This is a genomic window from Gemmatimonadota bacterium, from assembly GCA_009838645.1.
Taxonomy (GTDB): domain Bacteria; phylum JAAXHH01; class JAAXHH01; order JAAXHH01; family JAAXHH01; genus JAAXHH01.
Map to the genome: position 1 here is coordinate 97,876 of VXRC01000045.1, position 22,591 is coordinate 120,466.

Consider the following 22,591-nt stretch of genomic DNA (forward strand, 5'->3'; position numbering starts at 1 on the left):
GACTATCAGGAACAGGCCATTCGTGTAGCGATAAAGGAATCACAGAAATGAAGATGAGTGCTCGATATGTGAAAATCGTGGAGTGGTCAGACGAAGATCAGTGTTACATTGGCAGTTGCCCCGGTCTATTTTACGGTGGATGTCATGGGGAGAACGAGCAGGAAGTGTTCTCCGAGTTATGTCGGATCGTAGAAGAAACCATTGATTCGTATCAACGGGACGGTGAGTCTCTTCCTTCACCGACTTCGGGAAAAGACTATGCCAACAAAATGCTGAATATCGTCTGATTTGCCTCCTGCTTCGCCTACCCGCCGCCCCCAAGCACCCGCTCCCAGAATCCTTTCGTCCCGGTGTCATGCTCCCCGTCTTCCGCGATGTAGATCGTGAAGGCCGTGTTTCCAATCTGCTCGCCCCGCCAGGCTCGGAATCCGCGGCGGTTCGGTTCGAGGGCGTCCCCCCTGATGTCCGATTTCCAGATCTGGTTCATCGTCGGGTACCACACGAAGAGACCGCCCACTTCCTCCACCAGGATGCGTTCGGCCTGCCGGTAGACGTCCATTCGCGCCTCGTAGTCGCCGACGACACCTCCCGCCTGGACGACCAGCTGGTCGAAGCGGTCGTGCCTCCATGCGTGCCGGCCCGATGAAAGCCAGAGGTTCATCAGGCTGCTGGGATCGATGAAATCCGCCCCGAACCGGACGAGTCCCAGGGGAAGCTGGTGGCTGTTGATCGCGTCCATGAAGATCTTGACCTCCATGTTGCGCACCACCAGGTCGATGCCCAGGTTCTGCTTGATCATGGCGTGGATCGCCTCCCCGGCCTCGTGGACCGGCCGGACGTCGCGGCGGACCCACATCTCCACGCGCGGGAAGCCCTTGCCATCGGGATATCCCGCCTCGGCCAGCAGTTTGCGCCCCAGGGCGGGGTCGTATCGCTGGACGGGATTCAGGGCTTCCGTCGCTTCCGCCGGGAAGCCGGGTGGCAGCATCGAGTAGGCGGGGATCGCGAAGCCATTCAGCGCGGTCGCGCACACGGCGTCCCGGTCGATGGCGTGACTGAAGGCCTGGCGCACCTTCAGGTTGTCGAAGGGCGGGTTGTACGTGTCCATCGTGAGGTAGTAGGTCGCGAAGTCGGTGTAGGAATGCAGCTCCCGGCTCAACTGCGGATCGGTCTTTATCCGGGCGAGTTCGGCGTGGTTCGTCACAAGACCGAAATCCACCTCATCGGCCTCGTAGGACGCGAGGAGGGGCGGCGGCGTCGAGGCGTTGTGCAGCTTGGCGATCAGCGTCTCCAGGTAGGGCCGTGCGGCTCCGTGGTACCGGGGGTTGGCCTTGAGCACGACCCGGTCCGCCTTGGTCCACTCCGCCAGGTAGAAGGGCCCGCTGGCGATGGAGGTCTCCGGGCTCGTCGACCAGGCGTCGCCGTACTTCTCCACCGCCTGGCGCGGAGAAACCCAACTGTCCACCATCAGGTCCGGCATATAGGCACAAGGTTCGTCGGTTTCGATGAGCAGCGTGTAGTCGTCGACCGCGTGGACGCCCAGCGAATCGAGGGGCAGCTCCCGGCCCACGACGCGGCCCCAGTTCTTGATCGGACGGTAATACCACTCCACGTCGTAGGCGTTTTGCGGATCGGCGCCGCGCCGCAGGGTGAACACGTAATCGTGGGCGGTCAGCGGCTTCCCGTCCGAGAACTCGAGGTCGTCCCGCAGGTAGAAGTACCAGCCCAGTCCATCGTCGGTGGGTTCCCAGCGGTTCGCCGCCGCCGGGATCAGGTTGAAGTCCTTGTCGAAACGGATCAGCGGTTCGGCGATGATCCGGTGGCCGTAGGTCCCCTTGTAGATGGTGCGGAACCACTCCATGTAGGTGTTGTCCAGCTGAAACGTGCGGACGTACTGCTCCGAGGGCGGCGCCGCGTCGGGCGGTAGTTCGACGCCCGCTGAGTTCACGTACCGGGAGGATGATTGGTCGGGCTGGTCACCGGCCGGACTGCCCGGTCCGCCCGGACCGCCCAGGACACGCAGCATCCCGGCCGAGACCACGAAGAAGATCACGGCGATGGCAATGGTGCGGACCAATTTGCGTATTGAGGGACTAACGCGGGCATGGGTGATCATTGAGGGACCATCCGTTGGTCACGATGGAGACGTTCACGTTGGGTTGGACGGGCCGTAAAGTACCTTATTCACTTCCCGGTCCCGCGTCAAGCGTAGTCAGGTGAATCGCCTTGACCCGTTTCCGGCGGTCTGTATTTTGCACGTGGACACCAACCTGCCGGGTAAATCGCCCTATGGACTCCTTCCTCGTATCTCAGGCACTCGCCGCCGTCGCTTTCACCTGCGGCGTGATTTCCTTCCAGTGCAAGAAGCGCCGCGACGTATTGCTCTGGCTGAGTGCCTCGGCGCTGACGAACGCATTCCACTTCTTCGTGCTCGGCAGAAGCAGCGCCGGAACGATGTATGTCGTCATGGGCGTCAGGGTCTTCACCGCGGCCTTTACGACCGACCGGCGCCTGATGTACCTGTTCATGGCGCTGATCCTGGCCGGCTTCTTCTTCTCGTACGAACGTCCCCTGGACATCCTGGCGCTTTTCGGTTCCCTCCTGCCAACCTACGGCAATTTCCAGCAATCCGACCGGAAGGTACGGCTGATCTACATGGTCTGCGCGGTGACCTGGATGGTGCACAACTACCTGGCCGGCAGCCCGGTCGCGGTGCTCATGGAGACCACCTTCCTGGTCAGCAATGTGATCGGGTACTGGCGGATTTATCGATAAGAGCTTAAGGCCTGAGCGGGCAGGTCCGATCCCCGCCGCTTCAACCGGTTCGTTGAATGCCTGGACTACGCGACGCTTCAGCTGGAACGTCGCGCCGCTGGACCTATCCGTACATCCGGATCAGCGTCGGCTCGGTGGGCTTGTTCTTGCGGGGCGGACGCTGCGCCGTGACCTTCAGCGCCTCCTCCCATCCCCGGTTCCAGGTGGCGTAGTCCGACAGCACGAATTCGGGATGGCGCCGGCTGCGGACGATGAAGTTGGGGTAGAACGAGCGGCCCGTGGGTAGCCCGGTTTGCTGGTAACGCAGGTCGAGGCTCCACCGGATCGTTCCGGAACGGTTGGGGATGGACCGGTGCGGGATCAGCTTGTGCATGAGCAGGACGTCGCCCTTCCTCATCGGCAGGGACAGGACCTCGCCCTCGGGCAACCCGCCGTCCTCAATGCCGAATCCTTCGCTCCAGTACACGGTCCGGCTGTGGTGCACCCGGGGGATGATCTGCAGGCATCCGTTCTCCTCGTCGGTGTCGCACAGGGGCAGCCAAACGGTGAGAATGAACACCGGGTCGGCGTCCTCGAGATGCACCTGCGCGTCCTGGTGCCAGGGCGCCACGTTTTCACTGATGCGGGCGGCCAGGGCATCCTCTTCGCCGTTGCCACCGCCATTCCCGCCGCCGTTGCCGTGACCCGACAGCCTGTTCAGGCCCTCCGGCAGCTTCGCCCGCAGATGCTGAATGGGGCTGCACGTGATTTCGGGTCCGACGAGGGATTCCACGAGGTCCAGCATGCGGGCGTTGCCGAGAAAGCGGAACACCGCCTCGGCCCGCATGTTCATGATGTCGATGTCATCGTAGATCGCGGTGTTTTCCCGGGTGATCAGGGCCAGCCGCCGCTCGAAGGATTCGTTCTCGTGCAGTTCGGCGATCCGTCCTTCGCGGTGGAGTTCGCTGGCCCTTTCGTCGACAAAGTCCTCAATCCCTGCAATAACGGGATCCAGGTCGTCACTGGTGAGCGCGCCTTCGACGATGACGTAGCCTTCATCCATGAAATGTCGTAACTGATCCTGTGTAAGAGACATGCTGGTGGGATTCCCCTTCCGGTGCCGTGTTTTCATGCCGTGCCGCAACTTCAAGCCGGCGTCACATCGTCAAGCCGCTTTCGGAATGTGCGTAATCAGGTTCTGCAGGTGCCGCAGTCGTTCGGACGAGGCCGTGGACAGCAGGGGGCCGTCCTCCCTGCCGAATACCTCCCGCGTGGTATAGCCATGTTGTCGGATGATCTTCCTGAAGGCCTCAAGAGTTGGACCGTCCGTGTGGTGTCCTGTGTACACAATCGTGAACATCCGCCTTCTTTTACCTCCACCCCACGCGCTGTGCTTGGTCGAATGGTTGAACACGGCGAGGTCTCCGGGCCGGGTCTCGACGGCGACCGCCGGTACGTCGCTGCCGTGGAGTCCACCCCAGCCGCCCATTTTGCCCGTCAGGTGCGCATGGACGGTTTCCGCGTACCCCTCGCCGAACCGGTGGCTTCCCGGTATGACCCGCAACGCGCCTGTGTCCTTCGTCATGGGATCCAGGTAGATGGCCATCTTGTAGAAACGGATGGGCTCGGGCCACTGGGTGTCGGAGTGCCATCTCGTGTCGCCGACGTAGAGGTTCCCGTCGCTATTCCAGTACTGGTACTGATCACCCAGCAGGCCGGCCGCGATGCCGTGAATGCGCGGATCGTCCAACAGCGTGCACAGGTACGGATCATGGTTGATGAACGGCACCACGGCCAGCCGCTCCAGGCCTTCGTGGTCGTCGCCCCCGTTTTTCTTCAACAGCCCGTCGAAAGCCTCTGTGATCTCATCGATCCGGTCGTCGAGCAGACCGGGGAAGTGCAGATACCCGAAGGTATCCATGAATTCTTTCTGGTGTGCATCCAGTTGAAACATGGAAACTCCCAAAAGTCTTTTATAGCCGGAATGGTTCAGTATTCCTCGAGCACCGATCCTTCTATGCCTCGTGTGCCGTCTTCATAGACAAAATAGTAAACGACCAGCACCCGTCCATCCTTCAATTCGAGCGACCATGGATACCCGCAGTCCGGCTCCAGGGAATCGGCGCGCACGACGATGTCCGGCGCGGTGTCCAGGTCGCCGGCCTCGGGTTCGAGGACCCGGGCCAGGCAGCCCATCTGTCCCTCCCACCGGGTGCCCACCGTGGCCAGGATGCGGCCGTCCCGCAGCCCGAGCAGGTGACCGGGACAACCCCGCATGGTCGTAGACCGCCAGGGGGACCAGGTCGCGCCGCCGTTGTCCGAGTGCACTTCCACCAGGTGCACGTCCTGTCCCGGCGGCTGGTTCGGATGACAGCGGAAGAGCACCAGGATCCTGCCGGACGGCGTCCGGTAGATCGCGGGCTCGCTGAAGTGGGCGACATCGTCCTCGGCGATACGGCCTTCGTAGACCCAGGTACGTCCGCCATCCGTCGACGATTGCATCATGCCGAAGAACGGGGGCCGTCCTTCCGGATGGTCTGTCGCCTTGCCCGGAAGCAGCATCCGCCCGTCCGGCATCTCCAGCAGGCCGCTCCGGCAGATCCCCGAGTGCGAGGCGGGATGGCCGTTCACGGCATCCGGGAGCAGCGGAAACGGCTCGGGGTGCGTCCAGGTCCGCCCGTTGTCCGATGAACGCACGTGGAATCCCACGCCGGGACGGGAGACCCAGGTATGCTTGGAGACTTCCGGCGCCTGGGCAAGTACCAGGTCAACCGTGCTGGCGTGCAGGAAGGTCTCGCCGCCGGCCAGCGTGTGGGTCCCGAAATCGATCACGCCGCCGTACGGGTAGGCCGTCACCAGTTCGGTCGCCCCCCAGGACTGCCCTTCGTCACCGGAACGGCAGGCCCGTATGTCGAAAAGAGGGTGGCTGTGGTGGCTGAACCCCGTGGCGGGCGACCGGTGAAACAGGACCAGCAGGTTGCCATTGGGGGTCCGGACGACGTTCGGATGGGCGCCGTACCAGCCTGCCTCGCGGTAGATCGTCATATGCCCCGCTACGCGCCAACCCATATGGACTCACCTTCCCGGTGCTCGATGCAGGTTTTGCACCCTGGTTTGAGTTTTATCGAGATCGACGATGGATTCAAGAATATACCCGTGCCTTCATCGTGGTAAATGGAAATATGGACAGGATGCGCTTCGACCGAGAGTTGGTCGATGCGTTTCATCCGGACATCGCGGCAAGCCGCCTGAACGCATCCGGCCGGGGACCCGTTTCGACATGCGCCAGGATCTTGCCGGCACAGGCCTCGGCGCTCAATTTCGATGTATCGACCTCGAGGTCGTAGATACCGGGTTTATGCACCTCCCGGTCCCATATCCGCACCAGTTCGGGCAAGGGTGCGTCATCCGGTATGTATTCTTCCTTCAGCCAGGTATCTTTGCGCCGTTGCCACACGACCTCGGCGGGACAGCGCACGCCCACGAAATGCGCGTTCAACTCCTCCAGACGTCCCGCGCAGTTGTATAGGATACCGCTCAGCGTGGCGTAATCGTCGTGATGCGTGACGTCGGCCACCACGTTCAGGCCCAGTCGAAGGTGGGCCGCGATGGACGCGTAAAGCGCTCCGTACAAACCGGGAATCAACGGCTCGAGATCGGGCCTTTCGCCACCAGGCCGGTTCGCGATACCGGCGGGACGGAGCCCGATCCCGGGGCGCAGTCGCTCCGGCGTGATTTCAATGAATCGATCGGCGCCGAGGTTCATCCACGGTTCCCGCGACATGCGCTGGATGGCGAGCGCGATGCTGGACTTCCCTGACCTGGGGGCGCCGTTTAGAACGACTGCCGTACCCGGAAGCGTCGCGGCATCCGGCATGGCTGAATTCTCCTTACCTGGGTAGGTCGCGGCATCCGGCATGGCGGTCATCTCCTCGTAACGTGCGGAAACACCAGTGACAGCATTATCGTAAATCCAGTTGCGAAAAGGTATGGCCGAACATCGGTTTCGCTGTGGATTAACCGGAATATAGGGTGTATCTTTTGCGAGACAAATCGGTATTGCGTACTGCCCTGTTTTATGGGGTACCTCTCGCCGTCTGGAAGTTAGTCGACCCTGTATTTGTCGTCCCCAAATCCGGATCCAGTCGATGTTTATCCGACGCGTAACAGGCAACTACGAGCTGAGCGCAAGCGTTGCCGGTGCGGAATCGACGCCCGCGACGAGCGTACCCGCGGCGCGTACACCCGCGGCGCGCACACCCGCGGAGAGCGCACCCGTGGCTCGCATCCGGTTTTCCGGATCGGACGGTTCCGTGAGCGTGTACCTGGAAATCGACGGACAGGGATTCCGCGTGGCAAGACAGGACGGAGAAGTACGTACGGTTTTGAAGAAATATCCCGGCGGGGGACCGCCCCCGTGGGAAATCCGCGTGCTGAAGAAGGGCAACTTCTTCCGGTTCGGGGTGAACGGAAAAACGGGCTGGATCCGGGGACCGTCGGGCGAGTGGGATGGGTGGTACGATCCGTGGGAAAACGAGCTGAACCTGGAGGGAACCGGCGGCTGCGGATACGAGTCCTGCACGGTCACGGCGCTGCCCTGGCTGGACCAGCGGACGGAACCGGTCATCGCGCGGGGTCCGGCCGGCAGCCATTACGAGAAGCAGATCATACCGGGCGCCATTCTTGAGATCGACCGCCGATTCTACATGTACTGCATGGCGGGCATGGAGGGCGAGCAGGAAGGATCCTCGCGGCGCACCGTCGCCGTGGCGGAAAGCGACGACCTGCGATCGTGGGAGGTGCATCCCGTTCCGGTTCTTTCCCATGCGGACGCGCCGGGGGACAATATCTACGTGAACGGCGCGGTCATTGCACCCGACGGGCGGATCGTCATCATGTACGCCGTCCAGCAGTATCCATCCTGGCTCGGATTCATGATGGCTTCTGCCGACGATCCTAAAGGGCCTTTCACGCCTTATTCGCGCAATCCCGTCTACCGGCATTTCAACGACGCCGCCCACGAGTTCGACCTGTTGCGCGTGGACCATCCGGATTACCGGTACGTCATGTGCTATGCCGGCTACACCCCGCGGCCTTCGGGAGGCCGGCCCGGAGGGGACCGGGGTTATCTGCTCTTCAGCGACGATCTCTTGGACTGGCGCGAGGCCGAGCACAATCCGGTGTTCGGACCGGAAACGGCGGACGACTGGGACGCCGTACATGTCCGGCCGCGGTCCCTGAACCGGATCGGCGATACGTGGTATCTCTGGTACGAAGGCTGCAACGCATGGACGCCGCCGGGTGCGGCCGGATCGGAGCGGTGGTGCGATTCGGTGGGCCTTGCCCGTTCGACGGACCTGAAAAACTGGTCGTACTATCCCCGTAATCCCGCCCTTCCGGCCCTTGGAATCGGCACGGAGCGTTTCGACCACACCTGGACGGGCTGGCCCCGCATGGTCGTAAAGGACGGCCTGGGATTCGTATTCTATACCGGGAACGCCCAGGTCGGACTGAGGACGATTCCGATTCGACGCCTGGTGGACTGGGAAAGCGAAGGCGGCGAGACGATTCGGATGGTCTAGGCGGGTGACTCCGGCTAGGACCGGGCGGACCGAACGGACCACTTAGGCAAGCTTCCCTGGTTCGGACCGGTTGGAAGGTCGCAACTGCCGTGATTCACGCCGTCGTGACAGGTGCACCGGCAGGTACACCGCGAAGAACATGGCCAGCGCGACCACGTCGAGGATGGGGATGTACCAGGGCCACGGCGCGAAGAAGAAGGGCGATACCGTCCCCCAGGGCGGCCGAGAAAGGTACATGTAATTCGATCCCAGCACGAGATTTACGATACCCACGACGACGGCGAACACATTCAGGGCGACGAAGGCGCGAAAGAGTCCGCTCAGCGTGGGCCGCATGCCCAGGCCCCAGGTGGCGTACAGGACGGCCACGACGATCCCGGAGTGGACAATGAAATACTGGAAGAAACGCCACGATGGGAAGCCGGCGTCCATGGCGCCCGGGGTGATCACGGCGTTGGCGGAACCGACGAGACCCCAGAAGTAGGCGATTTCGTAAGTGTACTTGTTCCGGAATATCAGGGTAGCGGCCGTGATCAGGCTTGCGACGCCGCAGATATGCAGTGGAAGGTGATTTCGGACCATGTATTCAGGACCGAACTGCACGAGGCGGTATCCCCAGGCCGAGAATTCGTTGACCAGCAGCATGGCGGCGAGCAGGTAACCGATCCTCACCGCCGTCTGCTCATTGCCCGCGCTCCGTGCGAGTTTCGAAAGCAGGATGGGAAGAACGAGAGTGAGCCCCATGACGATGAGATGGGGCGGCCCGAAGGTCTGGAAACCGGTTGGTGTCATGATGTAATATGAGTACAGGAAATTAAACAGTAAGACAACCCGCATTGCCCATGTTTACACTTTTCAGGAACAGACAGGCCACGTCGCGGATCGTGCTTTCACCCACGGTGGGACCTTCCGGGCAGCGGGCCGCCAGGGAGTTTCAACGGATTGTGAAGCGCATGGGTGGAGTCGTGATCCCCGTCCTTGAAGAACCGGACCGGCCAGTGGTGAAAGGAGCCGGTAGATCCCCTGGCGGCCACGATATGGAAACCGGCCGGGTATACATCGGATGGGCGCCCGCGGAACTCAACGTCGATCTCTCCGAATCCGCCCTGGGATACGATGGCTACGTCATCAGGCGCGTCGGGAACAGCCTGGTGCTCGCGGGTCGCCGCCCCTACTCCGCGCTTTATGCCGTGTACCGGCTGTTCGAAGATCATCTCGGTTGCGGTTTCTTCGAAGAGGGCGAACAGATCCCGCGTAGAGAGACCATGTCGATCGGCGACTTGAATGGACCGGAGATATACCACAAGCCCCGATTCAAGTGGCGGATGTACTTCGCGAACATGCAGGACGCCTACAGTGGCATGCGCTGGTGGACCTGGGAGGAGTTCAGGCCCTGGGTCGACTACCTGGTCAAGAAACGGTTCAACATCCTGGAAAGCGGCAACATCGCCGACTGCTGCGGCATCGGCGCGCTGGCCGCCAACCGGCTGGGCGTTCCCGTGCAGCTCACGGACTGGCAGAGGGAGCGCATCGCACTGCTGCGGCGAGTCTTCGACTATGCCCGGGAGGCCGGCATCCGGATCCGGTACCGCATGCAGCTCCACGTGGGCACCCCGGCGGTGAATCCGGGGTTCTCACCCTACGCGGACGGGCGCCAGCTCCAGGAATTCGTGGACGGGTACGAGGCCATGACCGACGAGAAGATCCGGGTCGTGCCGCTGGAGTGGTGCGGCGAGTCCGAGATCGTCCTCGACCCGCGGGACCCGTTGACGCGGCGGTTCACCACCGCCGTGGTGGAGTCCTACGCGGAAGCGCTGGGCACGGACCATCTCTACAGCCTGTGGCTGCCCACGGAGGAGACCTGGGTGGAGGAGGATCCGGACCGGGCCGCCGAACTGACCCATGCGTCCGTCGATGGCATGATCCAGGCGATACGTGACGGCGATCCGGACGCGGAGCTGTTCAGCCCCCGGGTGTGCACGGACAACCCCACGGCGGCCGCCCAGGCGCGGGCGGTCCGGGACGCCGGCCTGCCCGTAATCGGCAACATGTTCCTCAACCACGCCGGACGTATGTACGACTTCCTCCGGTGCGACTACTACTGGGGGTTGCCGTGGTCCACGGGCATGTGCGGCCAGTGCGGCCGGGAGACCAATCCCAACGGGGACATAGAGACGGCGATCGACAATGCCCGGTCCCTGGCGGATCATCCCCGGGCATCCAACCTGCAGGGGTTCATGGTGTCCTCGGAAACCAATCACCGGAACGTGATGACCATGGATCTCTACGCGGAACTGTCCTGGAATCCCGCGGACCTGGAACCGGACGCCTACGTCGAGCAGTGGAATTACAGGCGGTACGGACCGGCGGCCGAAGAAACGCGTCCGGCCGTGCGGATTTTCGCCGAAACCATCATGGCCTATTTCGATCCGTGCACCCACAACGGCCCCCTGTACCGGAATTGGGACGGAACCCTGCTGCCCGGTCTCACCTCGGGCTCGGTCAAACGGCTCATCGGGTTTCTGCCGGCGCTGCACGACCTGCTCGAGATCCTGCTGTCCCAATATGATGCGCTTGAAGATTCCCCCATGTACCGCTTCGACCTGGTGGACATCGGCCGGACCTACCTGGCGGGCATCTTCAACCACCGGCTGGCCGCCGCGCGCAAGGCCTTCCGCGCAGGGGACCGGGATCGGTTCGAACGGATGGCCGGGGAGACGGAACGGGTGATGCTCGCCATGGCCCGGTACTGCAGCGCACATGAACAGTTCAGGCTGAAGACCCACGACGACTGGGCGGCCCGATGGCCCGAGGTCGTACCGGGACGCGCCAACAGTGAAAGCAACTGGATCACCTTCACCGCGCTGATTTCCCTCGAAAACTGGCAGGTGCTGCTCGACTACCTCCCGGAGGATTTCGCCGAGGTGATCGTCCATTACTTCCTGCCCCGCGTCCGGCAGTACCTGGACCGGATGCGGACGCTCATGGACCGGGGAACGGACATCTCAGAGCGGTTGGTTGACCGGGATTCGGACGTCGATCTGCCCTCCCGCGTGGCGAACTGGTCGACACCCCGGGGCAACGCGCCCTGGTCGCCCTACGGGGACACCTGCGAACCCGAGTTGACCGGAGAGGACGAGGCCCTGGCACTCCGGCTCATCAAGGCCGGATCCGTGAGCGGCCGGTACGACTTCCATGAAGGGCCGCTGGATGCCCTCGTCCGCGAGATGCTGGACGCCTTTCCGCCGCCCGGGGACATCGAGGAGATCCTCGCGGAGGAAGACTACGCGCCGCCGGGCAACCGGCTGGTATTGCACGGGATGCCTGGAGAATCAATCGAGGGATTCAACGTGCCCGGTTTCGTGGAAAGGGTCGAGGTTCCGCGAGAACTCCGCGGGATCATCGCGGTGCGCGAGGTACGCAGGGAATACAACATCGCCCGGGGTGAGATCGCCCTGTACCAGGTGACGGTGCCGCCGGAGATAGACCTGACACGCCACGAGGACGAACCCGCCCCATCGGACGGCCATAACGTCGCGGTGTTTACGTTCAGCGCCGGAGGCGCGGAGTATAAGGTGTGGTTCGATAGCGGGACGGACCTGGACGTGGCGTCCTTCGTGGTGAAATGATCCCCGTCATCACGTTAGTCCTACTTTGTGGAAGGTGACTTCTCGGCGTCGAACACGGGCAACTCTATATCAGGAACAGCAGCAGCACCAGCACCAAACTTGAGATACCCCCGGACTTCATCAACCTTCGTTTCGACGCGGTCGATTTTATCTCCCAGGTTCCGTATTTCAGATCGGATCTCGGCTTTCAAGTCCAGATACATCAGGACGGCCGCCCCGATTAATGCCGCCTTAATGGTCGTGTCCATCCAAGCTTTCCGGTCCATCGCCACCGCCTTGTTTTCGTGTTGCCTGTCCCAACACAGTCCGTGCTCTTATATAAAGAGTCGGGCAATAACCGGCAGCTCTCGTAATTAAAGTTCAAATACTCCCTACCGCATCCGAATCTCTCACCTTCACGGCATTTGCCTTTGACACTGCGCTTTCCGCACCCGTAATATATCTCCCGCTCACACGCTCACGACATGCTGCCCGGGGCATCCACCCATGACGCCTGTGCCAACAGACTACGACCTCGACCTGAAGGTGGCGGAACTCAGGATCAGCGGGTTCACGCTCTTCGAGGACCTCGTCGCGCCGGAGAAGATCGACCGCATACGGGCGGCTTTCATGCCGCGGCTCGACCGGCTCAGGGCCCGCGAGTCGAATGAGGTCCACCCGGAGGAGCGGGGCGAGGTGAGGACGGGCAAGGGACGGCAGCAGTTCGTCAATCGCTATACCATGCACGTTCCCTGGGAACCGCCTTTCTCCGATCCGGAGATCTACGAGCACCCCGTGGTGCTGGCTTTCCTGGAACGATACTGGGGCGTCGACGATTTCCACATCACCTGCTACCACTCCAACAATCCCTATCCGGGCAGCGAGTACCAGCCCTGGCACCGGGACATTCACCTGATTACGCCACATATCGGCCTGCCGGTCTGCCCTCATTTCGGCATCAAGTTCCCCCTGGTGGACACCAGTGAAGAGAACGGCAGCTTCGAAGTCATGCCGGGCACGCAATACCTGGCGGACCCCAACATGGAGAAATCCTACGATGACGTGCTGCTGCGGGGGGATTTCCCGCCCGCCCACCGGCTGAACCTGAAGAAGGGCACCTTTTGGGTGCAGGACCCGAGGGCCCTTCACCGGGGCACGCCGAACCGGTCGAACCATGCCCGGGCGGAGCTGGTCATCTGCTATTCGAGACCGTGGTTCCGCACGTCCACTATCGAGATGACGGAAGCGGAATATGGGAAACTTTCGGACCGCGGCAGGGCATTGCTGTCACGCAGCAGGATCGTGGCGGCGTGATCCGGACCGGTCATCCCGCTGAAAAACCGGAGCGCTCCATGCTGTCCGGCGGCCAGATCGTACATTTTCACACTTTTGGTTTCCTGGTCATTCGACAGGCGTTTGCCAGGGACGAAGTAGACGCGCTGATCCAGGAGGCCGCCACGGCGTGCACGCAGAAGCTCGGCCGCGACATCGGCGAAGAGGAATGGTTCTGGGACGGGGAGTTCGTGGAGTCGCGCCCCGAATTGACGCGGCTCGTGGAAGACGACCGGATTTACCTGCCTGTGACGGAACTCCTGGGCGACGACCTCATCTGGATCGGTTCGGAGGGGATGTGGGGAATCGACCCTGAGCTGGCCGACCACACCTGGCATTTCGACGGCCACAAGACGTCACGGTTACTCGACTATACCCGGACCAAGGTCATGCTGTACCTCGATCGGCAGACGAAGGATACGGGCGCGCTGCGGGTCATCCCCGGTTCCCACCGGGATCCCTTGCATCAGGCGCTCCTGCCCCTCCAGGACGCTCACCTGGGCGGCGATCCCAGCCCTTTCGGCGTCGACGGCCCCCGGATCCCCGGCTGCGCTATCGAAACCGAACCCGGCGATATCGTCCTGTTCAACCAGTGGCTTTACCATGCGGTTTACGGCAAGGCGGGTAAACGGCGGGTCATCGTCTTCAAGTTCGGCCCCCGTCCGCGCACTGGCGCTCACAGGGACATGCTGCTTGAAGGCGTGCCGCAGGGGTTCAGGCCCCATCCGTCGTTCCTGGAAACCGAACGTCCCCGTTTACGGCGACTGGCCGCGGGTATAGAAGCGGTCGGCAGGAAAGCCGAATAGGCGAACCGAAATCCCGGCGGCGAAAGAGACGCCCGGCGGCAGGTCAGACGTCCGCCGCCCGTCAGACCGGTCGCTCGTAATTCAGGGCGCCCGTCAGACCGGCCGCTTGATCCTCGCCACGATTCCTCCCCACCAGTTTCGCAGGTCTTCGAAGGCGCTGTAGACCAGGGGCAGCGCGATCATGGCGCCGATGGTGGAGAAGATCAACCCGCCCATGACCGACCGGCCCATGGGGTAGTAGGGCTGGTCGCCGAGGGTGGCGGTTCCGATCGCCATGGGCAGCAGGCCGAGCATGGTGGTGAACGCCGTCATCAGGATCGGCCGCAGGCGGTCGCGACCGGCCTGGATGATCAGTTCCCGGCCCTTCAGGCGGCCTTCCCGCTCCAGGTGCTTGATGTGGTCGATGAAGACGATGGCGTTGTTGACCACGACCCCGATCAGGATCACGATGCCGATCATGGCGAGTACCGACATGTTGGTACCGGTAGCCCATAGCATCCAGTAGCACCCGAAGTAGGCGAAGGGGATGGATACGAGGATGATGATCAGGGGATCGATATAGGACTCGAACAGGGACCCCAGGAGCAACAGCACGGCAACGAGCGCGAGAAGGATCGCGGTCACCATGGCGGCCGTATCTTCTTCCAATCGCTCCCACCGGTCCCCGAGGCGCCATGAATAGCCCCTGGGCAGGGAGAGGTCCGCCAGGCTGGTGCTGATTTTGCCGCCGATGGTCTCGATGCCCTCTTTGGTGGTGTTCGCGCGGACCATCAGGATGGTCTCGCTGTCCCTGCGGAATACGGTCCTGAAGGCCGGCGTCTGGGTGAAACTGGCCATGGTGGCAAGTGGGAGCTGGGTCCCGTCGTCCAGGTAGACCGCCTGGTCCCGGAGCTGGTGAACGGTCTCGCGGTCTTCCTCCTTGGACTGTACCCATACCCGGATCTCCCGGTCTTCGGTCTTCAGGCGTCTCAGTTCGTTGCCTCGGATGCCCGAAAGGGTCATTTCGGCGACGCGCCGGGGCGTAAGGCCGAACTTGCCTGAGATCTCCCGGTCCACGGTGACCTGGACCTCGTCCTGCGTTTCCTCGTTGTCCAGGTCGGTGGTGATGGCCGTGATCTCGGGCAATTGGCCCAGCCGCGCGTTCACGTCCTCCGCGATCTGTTCGAGCCGCCTCGGGTTTTCTCCGTGCAGGGCGATGCTCACCCTCGGATCTTCGTCGCCGCCCTCGCCCCATCGCCATCTCACGACGAGTCCCGGTACCTCCGGGATGGTGTCCCTGATGATCCGGGCGACCTCTTCCGAAGAACGGTACGACTGCACGCCGCCCTGGGTGCCGAGGATCAACAGGATCGCGATGTACAGTGCCGTCAGCACGGCGGTAATCTGCAGCGCGTTGGACTTCCTGCGCACCAGGACGAGTACGACCGCGCACAGGGCGAGCGATCCCCAGACCCACGGCGCTTTTGCGTTGTGCCGGAGGCTGTCCCAGACCGAGTCGTCCGAACCGCTATGGAGGAACACTTCAAAGGTGATGCGCCCGGGCCGGAAATCGGAACGAATAGCCCGGATGTTCAGCGAATCGGCCGAAGCCATCCACTGGTTCTCCAGGTCGGTCACGAATCGATCGGTGTATTCCAGGCTGGCGAACTCGCCGGGTTCGATATACATCCAGACCCTTCGCGGGTCCGAGGACGAATTATCCAGGGTCACGCTGCGCATGGGCACCAGGAAGGTCAGGATGACGAACCCCCCCAGGATGAGCGCCACGTCGAGCCGGTGGTTCAGTACCCATCCGATCACCTGGGCGTACCGGTGTTCGAGCGCTTCCAGCAGGCTGACCGTGGGCAGGCGTCCTTCCTTCAACAGCCGGGAAGCCAGGAGCGGTATGAAACTGAGCGACATCACCAGGGACGAGATCAGGGAGATGGTGATGACGAGACCGAACTCCCGCATCTCCGTCTGCGCGTTTCCGCCTCCGATGAAAAGCAGGGGCAGGAACACGATGGCCGTCGTCAACGTGGCGGCGCTGACGGCCACAGATACTTCGCGGGCGCCCTGGATCGCCGCCTGCACGGGCTCCAGGCCCATCCGCCGCAGCCGGACAATGTTCTCCAGCACCACTACGGCGTTGTCCACCAGCATGCCGATACCGAGCATCAGTCCCATGAGCGAAATGAGGTTGAGCGACAGGATGCCGTAACCGGTATTCACGAAATACATGACCGTGAAGGTCACGAGGATGGACGCGGGGATGGATGCGGCGATGATGAAGGTCGTCCGGTACCTCCGCAGGAAGAAAAACAGCACGCCCAGGGCGAACAGGCCGCCCCACATGCCGGCGGTACCGAGCGCTTTGAGCGAATTCAGGATCCAGGAAGACTGCTCGAAGAAGATGAAGTAGGACAGGCCGGGCCAGCGCGGATCGCGGGTCAGGTCGCTCAGGGTCTCCTTCACGGCCGCCGTGACTTCCACCGTGTTGGCGTTCGACTCCTTGCTGATCACCATGCCCACGGCGTCCTGGCCGTTCAGGCGGAACCGGCGAAATGACGTGGGTTTCCGGTATTCCACCCGGGCCACGTCGCTGAGCTTGAGGCCCCTTTCATTGATGGGGTAGGACTGGATGTCCTCCACGGTTTCGAAGGCGCCGGAGAGCCGGACGATATAGCGGAACCCGCCGTCTTCCACGTAGCCTCCGGGCGAGTCCATGTTGGCCTGGTCCATGGCGCGGATGAACTGTTCCACGTTCACCCTGTACGCCTTCAGCAGGTCCTCGTCCAGGTCGATGATTACCTGCCTGGACCGGGACCCCCACGCGTCGATGCCGGCGATGCCGTCGATCCGCTCGATGCGGGGGATCAGCTGCTCGTCGACGACCTGAAACAGGGCGTCGCGGTCGCCGTGCCAGGACAGGGAGAGAAACATGATGGGGATGTCCGTGCTGGAGAACTTCCGCACCCAGATCCGGTTGATCTCGTCCGGCAGCGCCGGGCGCACCCGTTCCACGCGGTCCCTGACCTCCACGTAGGCCAGCTTCATGTCAGTGCCCGGTTCGAAGACAAGGTTGACGTTCACGCCGTTGGTACTCGAATTGGATTCCACGCGCTGCAGTCCGCGCAGGGTCTTCAGTTCTCCTTCCAGCGGACGGGCGATCAGGTGGACGTTGTCCTCCGGCGTGGAATTTGGATAGGGTACCCAGACGTTCATCCAGATCCCGTCTCTCGCCGGAACGAGCTCCATCGGCAGCAACCGGAAAGAGACCGCCCCGAAGAGGATCGCGCTCACCAGGACCATGAACACGGTGACGGGCCTTCGGAAGGCGAAGGCGGTCCAGTTGTGGGGGGATAGGAATTTGAACATATCAGGCTCGTTGGTTTCCGGTCATGACTGGACGGGACCCTCCGGGACAGGGCCTGCCGGGACGGGACCCACCGGTGGCGCAGCCTCTGCGGGAGCGCTGTGCTGATCCCGGTCCACCAGCGAGTAGATCACCGGGATCACGATGAGGGTCAGGAAGGTCGAAGCGATCAGTCCGGCGATCACGGTAACGGCCAGGGGCGTGCGGATCTCGGCGCCTTCGCCCAGTCCCAGCGCGAGCGGAAGCAGTCCCAGGATCGTCGTGGCCGAAGTCATGAGTATGGGGCGAAGCCTTACCCGGCCCGCGGTGATGACCGCCTCGATCCGCTCGATGCCGCGGCGCCGCAACTGGTTGATATAGTCCACCAGCACGATGGCGTTGTTCACCACGATCCCGGCCAGCATGATGATGCCGATCAGGACGATCACGCTGATCGCGATGTCCAGTAGATAAAGGGTAAGCAAAACACCCGAGAGGGCAAGCAGAAAGGAGATCATGATGATGAAGGGATGGAGCAGCGACTCGAACTGCGAAGCCATGACCAGGTAGACCAGGAATACGGCCATGGCGATGGCCAGCAGCATGCTGCGCGAAGCGATGGTCATCTCCCGGTACTGGCCGCCGATGTCGATGCTGAAGTCGTCGGGAAGACGCATTCCGGCAAGCCTCTCCTGCATGTCGCCGGCCACGCTTCCCAGGTCGATGCCGGTCAGATTCGCCGTCACCAGGGCCACGCGCTGCTGGTCGATGCGCCGGATCTCGCTGGGGCCTTCGTCCAGCTGGACCAGGGCCACGGCGCCGAGCTGGATAGGACCGCCTTCCTGCGCGCGGGATGAAGAAGCCTGATTGCTCGGTCGGAATGCCGACTCCTCCCCTTCTTCGTTGCGGTTCGTACGTTCATTCTGCCCGGTGTTACTCCGTTCGCCCGCGTTTACGGCCATGGCCTTCAACTGGGCGATCTGCCTCCGGTCTTCTTCCCTTGCCCGCACCAGGATGTCGATCTTGCGTTCTCCCGCCGAGAACCGGGTGGCCACGCTGCCGCGGACCTTGTTCCGGATCGCGTCCGCGGCCTGCCCGATGTCCACTCCGAGGGCCGCCATCCGGTCGCGGTCGAATACGATCACGGCTTCGGGGTAGCCCGCCTCCATCAGGGACCGCACGTCCCTCAGGCCTTCCAGTCCGTCGAGGACGTCGACCACCTCGCCGCTGACGCCGCGGAGGTCCTTGAGGTTGTATCCCCGGATCTCGACCTCCAGCGGAGCCTTGAAGCTGAACAGCGCCGGCCGGACGAATTCGACCCGGGCGTCCGGTATATCGGCCAGGCGTTGCCGCAGACGGTCCATGACGGGATCGCTGCCTCGTGTCCGAATAGCTTCCGCGTCGAGCATGACCCCGACGCGGGCCACGTTCTCGCGTTCTTCATCCATGAGCGAACCGCTGGACTCTGTCGCGCCCACCACGACGTATACCTGCCTGATGTCCGCATCCTCCCGGATCAGCGATTCGATCATCGTCGCGGTTTCGTCCGTTTCCTCCAGCGGCGTGCCGGTGGGCAGGATGAGGTCCACCGCGAACTCGCCCTGCTCCATTTCCGGGATCAGCTCGGTGCCGAGGCGGGGAATGAGTACCATGGTCGTCCCTACGATCGCCGCGACCACGAGCAACGTGACAAAGCGCTGGTTGAGCGCCCTGGTGAGGAAGGACACGTAGGCCGACTGAAGGCCTTCAAGCCCCTTGGTGAAAACGTAAAGGATCGGTTGAGCCACCTTGCCCAGCACCCAGAAGACCCCGCGCAGGAGAAACCACGCGGGTACGAGGGCCACGAGAAGCAGGTTGGGGACGATCGTAAACAGGATCTTGAACAGGCTGCCCACCAGGAACCGGACAAGCCGGTAGACGGGCAGGATCAGCCGGGTGAGGAAGACGAGGATCCAGCGCGGAGCCCACGCGACCGCACGCAGCCACCGGTTCTTGGGAGGCCGAACATCCGGGCTGCGGTACTGCCTGACGCTGCCCCATAGCCAGTGGACTGCCAACAGGAGGATCCTGCCGACAAGGTATAAGGGAAAGAACAGGATCCAGCGGGCCGCACCTGGGGCCCGATCGCCACCCTTCTGCCGGAAATGCTGAGCGATCTCACCGAACCAGCGCAGGCCCGGGAAGGTGTTCACGAACCAGTTCGCCGAATCGCTGCCCAGCCTGCCGGCAAACCATCGGATCGTCCCACCGCGCTCCTCCGCGGCCGTCCGCCTGAAATCTCCGAAGGCCGACTGTACCCAGAGGCCCCGCCCCGCCCTTTCGCCCAGGCTGCCTTCCCGCGAAGCCATCATGGGAATGAAGGTCAGGGCCACGGCCAGGGACGCCAGGAGGGCGAATGTGACGGTCAGGGCCTGGTCGGTGAAAATCTGGCCAGCGATGCCTTCGATGAATACGATGGGAAAGAACACGGCGATCGTGGTCAGGGTCGAAGCGGTCACCGCCATCCCCACTTCCGACGCGCCTCGGCGGGCGGCTTCCACCATGCTGTCGCCTTCCTCCCGGCAGCGGAAGATACTCTCCAGCACGACGATGGCGTTGTCCACCAGCATGCCGATGCCCAGGGCCAGGCCGCCGAGGGACATGATGTTGAGCGTGGTCTGGCTGAAGAACATCAGGATGAAGGTGATCAGTACGGACACCGGGATGGCCACGCCGACGATGAGCGTGCTGCGGAGGTTGCGCAGGAAGAGGAAGAGGACGAGGATCGCCAGCACGCCGCCCCACTGGGCCGTCTTGATGACTTCGTCGATGGCGTTTTCGATGAAGCGGGACTGGTCCGACACGAGGTGCAGGGTCACCCCTTCGGGCAGCGTCGAAACGATGGTGTTCGCCTCGATGCCCATCACGGCGGCACCGGGTCCGGCGCCCGTTGATTCCGCGCCGGCCGCGGCTGTCTCTTCCGACTCCTCGGTTGCTTCGTCTTCCGCTCCGTCGGCAACTACCGGTTCCGCATCCTCCGTTGGTTCAGCGTCCCCTGTCTCCACATCACCCAGCCGTTCCCGGATTGCCCGGGCGACCGTCACCGTGTTGGCATCCGCTTCCTTGAACAGGGCGATTTCCACGCTTTCGCGGCCGTTGATCCGCGTAAGCGTCTTCCTTTCCTTGAAATGCCGCCGGACCGTGGCCACGTCGTGGAGGCGCACGGGTACCTCGCCCCGGCTGGAGATGATGATCTCGCCGATCTCCTCGACGGTCTGGAACTCGTTGACCGCCCGTACGATCAGCGCTTCGTCGCCTTCCTGAAGCTGCCCCCCGGCCTGGTTGATGTTCTCCGCGGCGAGACGCTGGTTGATCTGGCCGAAGGTAAGTCCCAGCCGGGTCAATTGCGCTTCGTTGATCTCAACCTGGATTTCTTCTACCAGCCCACCCTTGATACGGACTGACGCGACGCCCGGCACCGTTTCGAGCTGCCGCCTGATCTCCCAGTCCGCCAGGTTCCGCAGCATGATCAGGTCGTCCCCGGACAACCCCAGGCGCATGATGGGATCGAGCTCCGGGTTGTACCGCAGGAGGATGGGACGCTCGGCGTCCTGGGGCAGGAATACGCGGTCCACCCGTTCCCGCACGTCCATAATGGCCAGGTTCATGTCCGTGTCCCAATCAAACTCGAGCACCACGTCGGAGACGCCCGCCCGGGAGATGGAACTGACTTCCACCAGGCCGGTAACGACCCCCACGTCCTCTTCGATCCTGCGGGATATGAGGTTTTCGATTTCCTGGGGAGCGGCGCCTTCGTACTCCGTGCGCACCGTGAGGGAAGGGTAGGAGATGTCCGGAAGGAGATTGACCGCCAGACGCTGGAAGGACACGTATCCGAAAATCAGCGCAGCCAGTACCAGCATCGTGATGGTGACGGGCTTGCGAATGGCGAAATCAACGATGTTCATGGAGGTTATTCCGGCGCTTCGGGAGCGACGATCTTAACCCGGGTGCTGTCTCTCATGCTGCGATGGCCGGCGATCACGACCAGGTCGCCCGGGTTCAGCCCTTCCTGGATCTCGGTGAAGTCCGCATCTTGCAGGCCGAGGGTGAGGGCGACGCGCGTTGCGATGCTGTCCTTCACGGTGAAGACTTCATCGTCTTCCAGCAGGGCGATCTTGGGGATCAGCAGCACGCCTTCGTGCTGGTCTGCGAGGATGGTCACCTTGACGAACATGCCCGGCTTGAGCCGCCAACCGGGATCGTCGATCCTTATGGTGACCTTGAAGGTGCCGTTCTGCGGATTGATGATGGAGCTCACTCGGTGTATCGTGCCGTTGAACGTGCCGTCCGGCAGGGTCTCCGTTTCGAGGATGACCTGCTGGTCCGGGGCCACGTGCGACCACTCCATTTCTGGCAGATGGGTGTAGATCAGCAACGTGTTCAGGTCGACCAGTGTGAAAAGCGCATCCCCCGGCCTGGCCATGTTGCCGACGTTCTGGTGGCGTTCCGTTATGGTGCCGCTGAAAGGCGCGCGTATGGTGGTCTTGTCGAAGGCGACCTTGGCGGACTCCCAGTCCGCCCTGGCCATGATCAGCTCCCGCTCCTTCGCCTCGTGATCCACCTCGCTGATGAGCTGTCCCTCCAGCATGGCCGCCGAACGATCGAATTCCTGCTTGCGGGCATCCCGGATGGCCTCCGCGCGCGCCAGGGTTACTTCCTCTTCGTCGTTTTCCAGCACGGCGAGGACATCGCCCCGCTTCACGTAGTCGCCTTCTTCGACGCGCATCTCTTCGATCATGGCGGTCGTCCGCGGGAAAATCTGGGCATCGCGGTCGGCTTCCACCGACGCGGTCGTCAGCACGACATCGGAAATGGTGCCGAGGGAAGCCTCGAACACGTTCACCGGGACCGGCAGCACCTCCGTGGTGTCGGCTTCAGCCTCGCCGTCCTTGCCGACGACCTTCTCTTCGCCGGTCTCCCCTTCCGCGGCCTCGGAACTGGCGTCGCCGCACCCCGTGGCAATGAATGCCGCCAGGAAAGCGATGCATGCCGCGGCGGCGGCTGTCCGGGAAAGACGCATTATGAGGGGTAGAACGCCTGGACGACGCATGCCTGCTCCTTCAGAACAGTACTACATCAATACTGACTATGTTTATACAACCGCAAACGCTTGTCATTCATGTGAAGTTCCCG

At 62.7% G+C, this 22,591-nt stretch carries 16 protein-coding genes; 6 read left to right on the plus strand and 10 right to left on the minus strand.

Annotated features, from left to right (window positions below; genetic code table 11):
• Positions 1 to 47: 47 nt before the first annotated feature.
• A complete protein-coding gene (locus F4Y38_12875; GenBank protein MXY50175.1) occupies positions 48 to 287 on the plus strand; it encodes a hypothetical protein in 240 nt (79 codons plus the stop codon).
• Positions 288 to 304: 17 nt separating this feature from the next.
• On the opposite strand, the gene F4Y38_12880 is transcribed toward F4Y38_12875, so the two are convergent.
• Positions 305 to 2,116 (minus strand): peptide ABC transporter substrate-binding protein, encoded by a 1,812-nt coding sequence (locus tag F4Y38_12880; GenBank protein MXY50176.1) that lies wholly within the window; start codon positions 2,114 to 2,116, stop codon positions 305 to 307.
• Between the two features lie 173 nt (positions 2,117 to 2,289).
• Between F4Y38_12880 and F4Y38_12885 the strand changes: the two genes are divergently transcribed.
• On the plus strand, positions 2,290 to 2,775 hold the full coding sequence (locus F4Y38_12885) for a YgjV family protein (GenBank protein ID MXY50177.1): 486 nt from the start codon (positions 2,290 to 2,292) through the stop codon (positions 2,773 to 2,775).
• 103 nt (positions 2,776 to 2,878) lie between these two features.
• Here F4Y38_12885 and F4Y38_12890 read toward each other — a convergent pair whose 3' ends face one another.
• From F4Y38_12890 to F4Y38_12905, 4 genes are all read right to left on the minus strand, one after another.
• Positions 2,879 to 3,886: a phytanoyl-CoA dioxygenase family protein gene (locus F4Y38_12890; GenBank protein ID MXY50178.1), complete on the minus strand. Its 1,008-nt coding sequence runs from the start codon at positions 3,884 to 3,886 to the stop codon at positions 2,879 to 2,881.
• 33 nt (positions 3,887 to 3,919) lie between these two features.
• Positions 3,920 to 4,708: a hypothetical protein gene (locus F4Y38_12895; protein ID MXY50179.1), complete on the minus strand. Its 789-nt coding sequence runs from the start codon at positions 4,706 to 4,708 to the stop codon at positions 3,920 to 3,922.
• A 35-nt stretch (positions 4,709 to 4,743) separates the two neighbouring features.
• The gene (locus F4Y38_12900; GenBank protein MXY50180.1) at positions 4,744 to 5,823 is read right to left on the minus strand and encodes an exo-alpha-sialidase; all 1,080 of its coding nucleotides are present in this window, start codon (positions 5,821 to 5,823) and stop codon (positions 4,744 to 4,746) included.
• Positions 5,824 to 5,977: 154 nt separating this feature from the next.
• Positions 5,978 to 6,631 (minus strand): chloramphenicol phosphotransferase, encoded by a 654-nt coding sequence (locus tag F4Y38_12905; GenBank protein ID MXY50181.1) that lies wholly within the window; start codon positions 6,629 to 6,631, stop codon positions 5,978 to 5,980.
• Positions 6,632 to 6,902: 271 nt separating this feature from the next.
• Between F4Y38_12905 and F4Y38_12910 the strand changes: the two genes are divergently transcribed.
• Positions 6,903 to 8,336 carry a hypothetical protein gene (locus F4Y38_12910; protein MXY50182.1) on the plus strand — a complete coding sequence of 478 codons (1,434 nt, stop codon included), beginning with the start codon at positions 6,903 to 6,905 and terminating at the stop codon, positions 8,334 to 8,336.
• 42 nt (positions 8,337 to 8,378) lie between these two features.
• Here F4Y38_12910 and F4Y38_12915 read toward each other — a convergent pair whose 3' ends face one another.
• Positions 8,379 to 9,173, minus strand: a complete 795-nt coding sequence (locus F4Y38_12915) for a TIGR02206 family membrane protein (GenBank protein ID MXY50183.1) — start codon at positions 9,171 to 9,173, stop codon at positions 8,379 to 8,381.
• A 5-nt stretch (positions 9,174 to 9,178) separates the two neighbouring features.
• Here F4Y38_12915 and F4Y38_12920 point away from each other — a divergent pair, with 5 nt between their 5' ends.
• Positions 9,179 to 11,965, plus strand: a complete 2,787-nt coding sequence (locus F4Y38_12920) for a hypothetical protein (protein MXY50184.1) — start codon at positions 9,179 to 9,181, stop codon at positions 11,963 to 11,965.
• A gap of 20 nt (positions 11,966 to 11,985) precedes the next feature.
• Here the strand turns inward: F4Y38_12920 and F4Y38_12925 are convergent, their stop codons facing one another.
• Complete coding sequence (locus F4Y38_12925) at positions 11,986 to 12,213, minus strand: hypothetical protein (protein ID MXY50185.1); 228 nt, start codon at positions 12,211 to 12,213, stop codon at positions 11,986 to 11,988.
• Between the two features lie 238 nt (positions 12,214 to 12,451).
• On the opposite strand from F4Y38_12925, the gene F4Y38_12930 reads away from it, so the two are divergent.
• Both F4Y38_12930 and F4Y38_12935 read left to right on the plus strand, forming a co-directional pair.
• The gene (locus F4Y38_12930; protein ID MXY50186.1) at positions 12,452 to 13,258 is read left to right on the plus strand and encodes a phytanoyl-CoA dioxygenase family protein; all 807 of its coding nucleotides are present in this window, start codon (positions 12,452 to 12,454) and stop codon (positions 13,256 to 13,258) included.
• On the plus strand, positions 13,255 to 14,082 hold the full coding sequence (locus tag F4Y38_12935; GenBank protein MXY50187.1) for a phytanoyl-CoA dioxygenase family protein: 828 nt from the start codon (positions 13,255 to 13,257) through the stop codon (positions 14,080 to 14,082). The genes F4Y38_12930 and F4Y38_12935 overlap by 4 nt, the downstream gene beginning before the upstream one ends.
• Before the next feature lie 93 nt (positions 14,083 to 14,175).
• Here F4Y38_12935 and F4Y38_12940 read toward each other — a convergent pair whose 3' ends face one another.
• The 3 genes from F4Y38_12940 to F4Y38_12950 are packed head-to-tail and all read right to left on the minus strand — an operon-like array spanning position 14,176 to position 22,508.
• Positions 14,176 to 17,439, minus strand: coding sequence for an efflux RND transporter permease subunit (locus F4Y38_12940; protein ID MXY50188.1), 3,264 nt, complete (start codon positions 17,437 to 17,439; stop codon positions 14,176 to 14,178).
• Between the two features lie 21 nt (positions 17,440 to 17,460).
• Entirely contained in the window at positions 17,461 to 21,363 is a 3,903-nt protein-coding gene (locus F4Y38_12945) for an efflux RND transporter permease subunit (GenBank protein MXY50189.1), read from the minus strand.
• Between the two features lie 5 nt (positions 21,364 to 21,368).
• Positions 21,369 to 22,508 carry an efflux RND transporter periplasmic adaptor subunit gene (locus F4Y38_12950; protein MXY50190.1) on the minus strand — a complete coding sequence of 380 codons (1,140 nt, stop codon included), beginning with the start codon at positions 22,506 to 22,508 and terminating at the stop codon, positions 21,369 to 21,371.
• Positions 22,509 to 22,591: the final 83 nt, after the last annotated feature.

Bases quoted from the DNA above. Each gene is read 5' to 3' on its own strand.
- F4Y38_12950 (MXY50190.1), bottom strand. From the start codon at position 22,508: ATGCGTCGTCCAGGCGTTCTACCCCTCATAATGCGTCTTTCCCGGACA.
- F4Y38_12895 (MXY50179.1), bottom strand. From the start codon at position 4,708: ATGTTTCAACTGGATGCACACCAGAAAGAATTCATGGATACCTTCGGG.
- F4Y38_12930 (MXY50186.1), top strand. From the start codon at position 12,452: ATGACGCCTGTGCCAACAGACTACGACCTCGACCTGAAGGTGGCGGAA.
- F4Y38_12945 (MXY50189.1), bottom strand. From the start codon at position 21,363: ATGAACATCGTTGATTTCGCCATTCGCAAGCCCGTCACCATCACGATG.
- F4Y38_12880 (MXY50176.1), bottom strand. From the start codon at position 2,116: ATGATCACCCATGCCCGCGTTAGTCCCTCAATACGCAAATTGGTCCGC.
- F4Y38_12900 (MXY50180.1), bottom strand. From the start codon at position 5,823: ATGGGTTGGCGCGTAGCGGGGCATATGACGATCTACCGCGAGGCAGGC.
- F4Y38_12910 (MXY50182.1), top strand. From the start codon at position 6,903: ATGTTTATCCGACGCGTAACAGGCAACTACGAGCTGAGCGCAAGCGTT.
- F4Y38_12885 (MXY50177.1), top strand. From the start codon at position 2,290: ATGGACTCCTTCCTCGTATCTCAGGCACTCGCCGCCGTCGCTTTCACC.
- F4Y38_12915 (MXY50183.1), bottom strand. From the start codon at position 9,173: ATGCGGGTTGTCTTACTGTTTAATTTCCTGTACTCATATTACATCATG.
- F4Y38_12920 (MXY50184.1), top strand. From the start codon at position 9,179: ATGTTTACACTTTTCAGGAACAGACAGGCCACGTCGCGGATCGTGCTT.
- F4Y38_12925 (MXY50185.1), bottom strand. From the start codon at position 12,213: ATGGACACGACCATTAAGGCGGCATTAATCGGGGCGGCCGTCCTGATG.
- F4Y38_12875 (MXY50175.1), top strand. From the start codon at position 48: ATGAAGATGAGTGCTCGATATGTGAAAATCGTGGAGTGGTCAGACGAA.
- F4Y38_12940 (MXY50188.1), bottom strand. From the start codon at position 17,439: ATGTTCAAATTCCTATCCCCCCACAACTGGACCGCCTTCGCCTTCCGA.
- F4Y38_12905 (MXY50181.1), bottom strand. From the start codon at position 6,631: ATGCCGGATGCCGCGACGCTTCCGGGTACGGCAGTCGTTCTAAACGGC.
- F4Y38_12890 (MXY50178.1), bottom strand. From the start codon at position 3,886: ATGAAAACACGGCACCGGAAGGGGAATCCCACCAGCATGTCTCTTACA.